The 8,508-nt window shown below is 36.5% G+C and carries 6 protein-coding genes and 2 pseudogenes; all 8 read right to left on the minus strand.

Annotated elements, in window-relative coordinates:
* Positions 1-62: 62 nt before the first annotated feature.
* Positions 63-830, minus strand: a pseudogene (cas1b, locus tag AC0KTX_RS16040) (type I-B CRISPR-associated endonuclease Cas1b); the annotation flags it as partial.
* A 92-nt stretch (positions 831-922) separates the two neighbouring features.
* On the minus strand, positions 923-1,426 hold the full coding sequence (gene cas4, locus AC0KTX_RS16045) for a CRISPR-associated protein Cas4 (protein ID WP_474253089.1): 504 nt from the start codon (positions 1,424-1,426) through the stop codon (positions 923-925).
* 2 nt (positions 1,427-1,428) lie between these two features.
* On the minus strand, positions 1,429-3,654 hold the full coding sequence (gene cas3 / locus AC0KTX_RS16050) for a CRISPR-associated helicase Cas3' (protein WP_474253090.1): 2,226 nt from the start codon (positions 3,652-3,654) through the stop codon (positions 1,429-1,431).
* Positions 3,655-3,747: 93 nt separating this feature from the next.
* Positions 3,748-4,467: a type I-B CRISPR-associated protein Cas5b gene (gene cas5b, locus AC0KTX_RS16055; protein WP_474253091.1), complete on the minus strand. Its 720-nt coding sequence runs from the start codon at positions 4,465-4,467 to the stop codon at positions 3,748-3,750.
* Between the two features lie 3 nt (positions 4,468-4,470).
* The gene (gene cas7i / locus AC0KTX_RS16060; RefSeq protein WP_474253092.1) at positions 4,471-5,361 is read right to left on the minus strand and encodes a type I-B CRISPR-associated protein Cas7/Cst2/DevR; all 891 of its coding nucleotides are present in this window, start codon (positions 5,359-5,361) and stop codon (positions 4,471-4,473) included.
* On the minus strand, positions 5,348-7,057 hold the full coding sequence (gene cas8a1, locus AC0KTX_RS16065; RefSeq protein ID WP_474253093.1) for a type I-B CRISPR-associated protein Cas8b1/Cst1: 1,710 nt from the start codon (positions 7,055-7,057) through the stop codon (positions 5,348-5,350). The genes cas7i and cas8a1 overlap by 14 nt, the downstream gene beginning before the upstream one ends.
* On the minus strand, positions 7,045-7,776 hold the full coding sequence (cas6, locus tag AC0KTX_RS16070) for a CRISPR-associated endoribonuclease Cas6 (protein WP_474253094.1): 732 nt from the start codon (positions 7,774-7,776) through the stop codon (positions 7,045-7,047). The genes cas8a1 and cas6 overlap by 13 nt, the downstream gene beginning before the upstream one ends.
* 455 nt (positions 7,777-8,231) lie before the next feature.
* Positions 8,232-8,432: pseudogene (locus AC0KTX_RS16075) on the minus strand (ATP-binding protein); the annotation flags it as partial.
* Positions 8,433-8,508: the final 76 nt, after the last annotated feature.

Consider the following 8,508-nt stretch of genomic DNA (forward strand, 5'->3'; position numbering starts at 1 on the left):
GTGATTGACACCCCCGAATCATACCAAGAGGGCTTTTTTTATTCAAGTCCCCGAAAAAACTTCTAACAGGAATGCTCTTTTAAAAATTTTTTCTTTCCCTCTTCATTCAAGATGACCATTTCTTCAATATATTCAAAATCATGATCAATGCTTAATTGCTTTTTATTAATCAACGTAAAAATCACCGGATCAACAATTAGCGGTTTAAAAATCTCTGCGATGTCCAGACTCAAAGAAAACCTTTTAGTAGATGGCTCATGCAAAAAGCTGATGGTAGGATCTAAGTACGTTTTGTAAATTTCAGCTAAAACTTTTGTATAACAAAGGCTGTTCCCAAATGAAATCAGTGCATTTAACGGATCTCTCGGCGGCCTTTTTGTCCTTTCGTCGAAAGCAAACTCATTGGACAAAAAGGAGTTGAATGCCGTGTAATAAGCTTGTCTGATCCTCCCTTCAATACCCATGATTTCTTGAACGGACGCCATCTGTTCAAGTTGATTGCGGTATTTAACAATATGGTCAATCAGCGCTTCTACATTTCCCTTGTTTTTGTAATGGCGCAGATTTCTCAGCATATGAAAGCTTGCACTATTGACAAATTGCTTAGCCAAAAACAATCTCTTTTCCAGATCCAAATAATGCTCTGCTTGATGAACAGCAGAAAATCCTGACACTTTTTGTTGGCGCGGGACAAAAGAGCCTGAATAAAATCCATAAAAATTAAAAATATGCATTGCCACTCGGCGTTGATTCAAAAGCTGCAAAAACTCTGTATTCAGATCTAATGAACCAAATACATAAATGTTATCAATTTGGTGAATAGGCAAAGATTTTTTTTGCCTTCCCCATCAATAAAATAAATAAAAAGTGTTGTTTTTTCTTTGCATCCGTCCCGGACTAAAGACAAAATAATCTTTTGACATTACTCGTCCTCCTCAGCCTCTCCGGCAAAACAAAAATCAAAGTAGGCGCAGCTTTTACAATATGGTTTTTTCAGTAATTGCGGAGCTGTTGGCCTTTCTATAATTTTTTCGATTTCTTTTTCCATGAAGTCGAGTTTTGCTTCATCCGCCTCTGTTAATATGATTTCCTCTGTTCGCTTTTCTTTCGTATAGCTAATTAACCCTTTTCGAATTAATCCCCGTTTTTTCAATTGATACAGATAAAATAACAGCTGGTACAGATCGGCTTCCGTCATTTTTCGTGATAGCTTTACTTCTCTCACATAATCGCCGTCTAAAACATCAATTTTGAAACTGTCATCCACCATCATTTCTTTTCGATCTGCATATTGATAAGATTTTTCATGAAGCAATTGACCATCTAAAACACGGTCATGTTCTTCTTCAAACCCAAGATTTTTGGAATAGAGCCAAAGTTTTCTTTTGCAGATTACATAGTATTGAATATGGAGGCCGCTGATCATCATCACAACACCTCAAAAAAAGCTTCGTCTTTGGTAATCCCGATTCCTTGCAAGCGATCTTCATCAAAATCGTACTCTTTCTCTAATATAAACAAATGGCTCATTAACGGATATCTGCCGTCTTTTGTTTGACGATAATGATCAATCGGATGGAGATGTTTTTGAAATATTTTTTTATTCACTGAACAAGTATATCTTTCAATTTCTCTCCTTATGTTGCTTCTTTGTTTCGGCTCTTCCTCAACTTCTAATTGCTCGAATAAAGGAATGATTTGGTCATATATTTTTCTTGGAATGACAAGCACCGACTCATCTCCACGTAAAATCGCCTGTGCCTCGGAATGGGAAATTTGATAATCTTCCATATAATCTAATTGATTTATTGCTGATTGGAATTTTTCGTAAAACTCTGTATGTCCAAGCTGTTCTTTCGAGTATAGCGTTTCAACCATTTTCATTTTTTTCGATTCTGCTATTTCCCAGCCTTCCTTTTCCACATGATCCAGCAATATTGATTTCGAAATGTTCAAAATATCTTTATCATAGATTGAACCATTCCCACTGACTTCTTCTGTATAGATGAAAATATTCGCTTCCTTATGTTGCAAACTTCTTTTCCGGTAGCAGCGGCCAAATCTTTGAAATAAGCTATCTAATGGCGCTAATTCAGTGTATAATTCGTCAAAGTCAACATCAATCGAAGCTTCAACTATTTGTGTTGTAATCCAAATCCCGCTGCAATTTTGGTCACGATCAAATTTTTTCAACTTGCTTTCTAAACGCTGGCGATCTTTTTGAATAAACCGGGCATGAAATAAATAAACATTTTCTATTCGACCGCTTATCGCTTTATATAATTTAACAGCCTGATCAATCGTATTGGAAATCACTAGCACTTTTTTCTTTTTTCCTGAAACAATCATTTTTTCAACATCATCCAAGATGGAAGTTTGATTTAACTGTATGCGATGCCGCAAGAAAGAATCATCATAAAATTTTTTCACAACACATTTTTCATCGATAATGTTTTTTTCATATAAAACATCCAAATATATTTGCGGTAATGTCGCCGTCATGATCATAAATTTACCGCCGATTTTATGAATCATTTCCATCGCCTTCAAAATGACAGCCGCAATCCACGGATCGTAAGCTTGTATTTCGTCAATAATTACGCATGAATAGGCAAGGGTCGCATAATATTTTTCATACCCGCGAAATTTAAATGGGAATTTTAATATTTGATCAATGGTCGTGAAAGTGATTTTATTGGAAAAATGCTTTGATTGATCGTAAATGACTTCCCAATTTTCAATTCCCTTTTCATCCAGATGATGAGCACTGGTTGAATGAAGCAATCCACAGTTTTGATAGCCCATTTCAGCCGAAACTCTATCATACAGAGCATTTAACGAAACTCGAAGCGGAACGGTAAAAAAAGTTTTTTTCTTTCCGGCCCATAAAAGGGCGGCTTCCGTTTTCCCCATTCCAGTTTGAGCAACCAAGATCATATTTTTATCCTGATTTTCATAGGCAAATTGCTGCAGAGGACGCAAATATCCTGTTTCTTTTCCAGATAGTTTGCGTAAATATTGATTTGCGATATGGCTCAAATCAACATCGGCATCGATTTCGATTTCCACGTGTGCTGACGCTGCATGATCTAAACGATGGAGCAAACCTTTAATTAAAACATACATGAAATAATTTTCGTTCATTTGAATCGATTTGATTCGTTCCCTAGTTAAATCATTAATAATTCTGGAAAAATGTTTATGATCCTTTGGTGTTTCAATCCCTAATTCCTGTTGTACCAACTCAAATTTATGTACTAAATCGCCGTTTGCCGCCTTCAACAGTTGTTCCGGATTGATTGAATCCGACCGCTCATGATGATATGCAATTGCTTGGATCAAAACCCTCCGCTTATTTTTTTCCAGTTTTAATGATCGTATCGGCAAGAAAAATGGGGATAAATAGCCATGGGGAATATAGACCATATCTGTTTTTTCAACTTCTTCACCTAACGCTTTTTTAATTGTATATTGAAAGTGGCTATAAGCCTTGCCGGCATCATGGTATTGTGCTGCAATTTTTAAAAGCTCCCATACTTCTTGATTGGAGATAAATTTGCGATATTTTTGATATAGTACTTCATATCTTTTCAACAATTCATTCGTATGTTCAAACAAGCTTTCTTTCTTCGGCTTTGATTTTGCTATTAACATTGATCATCCTCCCCAAAAAAAAGCCCCAAAACATTGGTGCTATTAGCTCTTTACCTTCACAGAGCCTTGCACATGTTTTGGGACTGTAAAATGTCATTCATTCCAAATAACGATAAAACCTTCTTCATCAAGATATGCCGGCTCTAGTAAAAATTCGTCATTTATTAATTGATTTTTTGGAACGTAAATTGTTGGGATCTTTTCCCATTCGCGAATTCCCTTTTTAATGTTGTATCTCCAATTTAAAAGATATGGGATCCCGTTTTTTCGTTCTTCTTCATATATACACGAAGAAGGAATATACATAGAATGTTTTAAATTCGTATCTTCATATCCGTCAAGCTCTTCCAGCCCCACTTCCTTCACTTCATCGATTCGCAATAAATCTTCATGTCTTCCCAGCGAAAGATGGGCATCCCGATGAAGGAAGGCTTCATATATGTTTTGTAAAATCGTTTCCTCCGCTTTGATATGAAACACCAATTCAACATTGTAGAGCATGTGGGTATACAACGGCATCGACGTCATGCTGGCATGTTCCGGTATTTTCGTCGCCAACCCGTCCATAATAATAGGCATATTGAACTCTTTTTTCTTCACAAAGTATGTTTTTCGATAATCGAACATCATCGATTCATAATCGCCTTGAATCGACAATGAGAAAGGAATTAGTTCGTCTGCATTTAAGACTGTATGAATCAAACCTTTCACCGTTGAATACGGAGGGAGCGGATATGTTTCCGTTACTTTATTGGCAAAAGGTTTTGTGTAGCAGGCTGTTTCTTGAAATGCTTTGATTCGCAGGGCTTTCATCGGTTACACCCCATAATATAAATCTACTTCTTTTGCTAAATGATGATAGAAATCATCAACTGTCCCAACAGCTGCTATTTCCTCAAACTCTTTTTCATTGTTAAACGTTCCGCTGACATAGCCGATTCGCGTATCTTCTGCAATCGCTTGCCCAAAAACAGTTGTTTGAACGGTGTCCTTCAGCAATTGTACATTCAACTTCTCTTTGTCTCCACCAACTAGGGCAATTCTTCCTTGGAAGAAAGGGTTTGGAATTTGATAGACGCCGCCAATAATAAACAATGGTGCTAAATTCTCTTGTCGGCCTCTAATTTCACGGTTTAAAAGTTTCGTAACTTCTAATAGTTGTTTGATGCGACTGGCTTTTTCATCATTCGGCAATTCAATCTCTTGATCAATACCAACCCTTGATAAGTCAATAGTGACCGTATAAGTGTAATAGCTCATATGCTGCTCAAGTGTGGCAAGATTTGCGTCTTCATTAATTCGAGCGGCCAATCCCATATTGTTAAGAAACTCCAGATCACTGCGATACGGTTCAAGCGAAATGGCATGACTTAGTCTTACAACCGCTGAACGTTTTGTCGCCCCTTCCTTTGCCTTTGTTTTCATATAACCGAAAAGATCCATCTCGACCGAATCTTGAATTGTACATTCTGGTTTAAATTGAACAACACCTTGAGCTTTATCCACCACATCGAGGTTCCATCCAAAATACTGATTGCCGAGGCGAACCATATCATAACGCAAGCTTTGCCTTGAAGCAAAAGTATAGACATCGCCGTTTCCGCGATGAAATTTTTTTAATTCAGAGATATTGGCAGTTCCTTCTCCATAATTTAAAGAGTTTGCGCGAAAAATAGCTGAAAATGTCAACCCTTTATTTTGATTCATTATTTTCCTCTCCTTCTTTTAAATCTTTCTGTTTCGATACTAATCCAGCAATCCAAGCGTTGCCGACTGTTGCAAAATCCATTTTATCTTCATGCAGCGCTTCTAAAAGCAATCCAGGCATTTCAAGATCGCAACTGATATACGTGCGCATCACGGTGTCCATAAAGGTATTCTTATTATTGGAACGAACCGCATTTAACAGACGGTAAGCAATTCCTTGGGCTTTTTTCTCATTATTGATTTTCTTTTTGACTTCTTCTGCACTTTTAACGAGCGCCCAAATATAACGTTTTTGCGCATTGCTATCCACCTCAAAGTCCCCCTTTACGTATAACTGATTCAAATGGCGAATTTGCGTCATGCATATGACGTCAAAAGTTGAATACGAATGTTTTATTTTATCCCGAAGCACCTGGCTGATAAAATGCTTTGTGTCTACTCCTTGCAGCAATAATCGCACCATTCCGATTTTAATGGAATAGTGAACATGATCAAACAGATTCGAATGATCCGAAAACAACTTTAACAAACTTGGCGTCATGACCATATAGTTTAAGATCGTTTTCTTCGACTGATACTCTGATGTAAATTCGTAAATCAAATAATGTTTTTTTGCATAGTCAGCTCTCAGCTTTTGTTCTCGAACTAAGTCAAAAACAATTTCATCAAAAGTTTTGTTCGGATTTTTTAAATCGGCATAAAATTGATTCGTTTGAAAAATCTCATCAAAAGTGCCGCTGTAATAAACAAACACCGATTTCCCTTGGGACATTGTTGCACCGGCATGCGAGCAAAAGATTAGCAATTTTGCTAATGAACAAAGCGGCAACAGTTCTTTCCCATTCGAGTTCCAAGTCATATTGATGGCATTGCTGATGCTTAGTGCAAGCGGCACAAAAATGCCTTCTTCAAATGTATGCAGGGCAATCGGAAAACCGGTAAACGAACATTTATGTATTTCTTGCTGTATAAATTGTTTCATTTCACTTACCGTCTTCTTCTTCTTCAATTCCTTTTTCAATGATTGCAGATGTTTGCTTTCTATTTTTTCTATAACTTTGTAAACCCCGTTCTCGTCTCCCTGTTCAAGGGCATCATAAAGCTGCCATTCGTCCAAAACAGGTTGTATGAAATCTTTATAAAAAATCTCTTTATGCTCTTCAATCGTTTTACTATTGTTTGCCACATTCAAAATGGAAACTTGTCCAAAATATGGATTTAGTTGGACGGCCTTAATATAGTTTACTGTTAATTTTTGATCAATATCGGTCGCCGCTAAGTTTTCAAGAAAAATATTGAGCCACTGATCCATTTCCGGCGTATATGATTTTTCATTGCGATATAAATCAGCTGCTTCCATTAATTGCGCTCCCTCTTTTGCGCCGGAAAAATATTTTTCCACTTTCTTTTTTGTATCATTTAAGATTTTATTAATGTCTGTCTTAGCCTTTTTATCTCCTTCTTTAAATTTTTTGTGGAGCAGGCGCAGTGTTTTCTTATCGCGATTTGCTACGCTGTATTGTTTAAAATAAAAATCGAAAAAAGCTTCTGTTAACAATTCGATATGCTTTCTTTCAATGATAAGGCCATCATGGGTGGTTTTAACCTTTTCACCATAATTCTCCAAAATTTTCTTATACCCGATTAATCCTTGCGTAAAAAACCATTCATCCATTTGAACTGTTATTTGTTCCATTCGTTACTTGTCACCCCCTCCACATCCAGCAATCCCAATCCTAAAGATCTTCTAAATCCAATCCCGTTATCATATATCGCTTGTAAATCTTCCTGATGACCTTCCAATTGTATGAGCCCTCTACTTGTTGTTAAATACAGCGGATCACCATGAACTTGATGTAAATATTCCTTGATTACTTGCTTTTTCATTGCCGTTTGCAAAACACGAATCGGTTCAAACGGTTTGCGGTGATAAAGTTGTTCAATCAATAAGGAACTAGCATACTGAAATTCTTTTTCGAAATCTTCATCAAAAAACAAAACCGGTTTTTTCTCTTTTGATTCCAGAAGGATCGGAGACTTTGTGCTAAACGTGACAATTCGCTTGTCAATTTTGCATATTGGTAAAAGACGCTTTGAAATCAGAGTGAAAGAATAATCTTGATACCAGTACTCCTTCTTTTTTCTACTGCCGTTTATTAGATGCATCATCCATTCGTAGGAAGAACTAGAAACAGTTACTATCAATTCATCTCCTTTTATTTTCTGATCATTGATGACGATGTTTTTGATATAAGTCGAGTAACCAAAAGGCTTCATCTCATCCTTATTTTTTACAAAAATTTCCTCGAAATATTTTTCAGAACCGGAGCGCACCATTTCCTTAATGATGGACAAGACGCCTAAACGGTAGCCAATTGGCAGTTCATGAATTCGAAATCGAAATCCAATTCTCACATGAATCACCTCCTTTTAACCTAGGCCATTTCAACTACATACTTCTACAATCATTCTGTTTTTCCTACAAAAATTGATATTTTATTTTTCTACACTTATCCCTCCTGCTGTAAATTTTGCAAACCACCCCCTAATTAGCAAAGGAAATAGTATAATTCTTCTCTGATTATATAAAAAAAGATATACCATTTTTGGTATACCTTTGTAAAAAATTTAAAAATGGGTGAAATGAACCCGATGGATAACTGCGAAAAAAAAAAAAAGCACCCGCAGCCATATGCTCCGAATGCTTCAAATCATTAACGTTCGGTTCCAAAACACATAAAACAGATAAGTTATTTCTATTGTTTTATTTATGATTCAGTCCTCTTTGAGTAATCAGGCTGATTGGTTTTTGATCACTCGATATGATTTCAAAGTTGTATTTTGCAATAGAAAAGTGCAGAGAAATGCAATTAAAAATGCAGAGGTTTACCACCCATTTCATTCCTTTTCGACAATGCGTGGGGCAGTCTATAGCTCTCGCCATGAAAAGAGATGATATGGGCGTGATGAATTAGCCTGTCCACTAACGCTGCTGTTAATCGAGAATCTGTAAAGATCCGGCTTCATTGACTAAATTCTAAGTTAGATGTAATAATTACGCTTTTCTGTTTGTTAAAGCCGATGATAAAATCCCCAATATAGCCGGAATAAAATTCCCCACTTACAATAGAACCATAGTGTCAATGA

Source organism: Aeribacillus sp. JST-2, assembly GCF_056032925.1.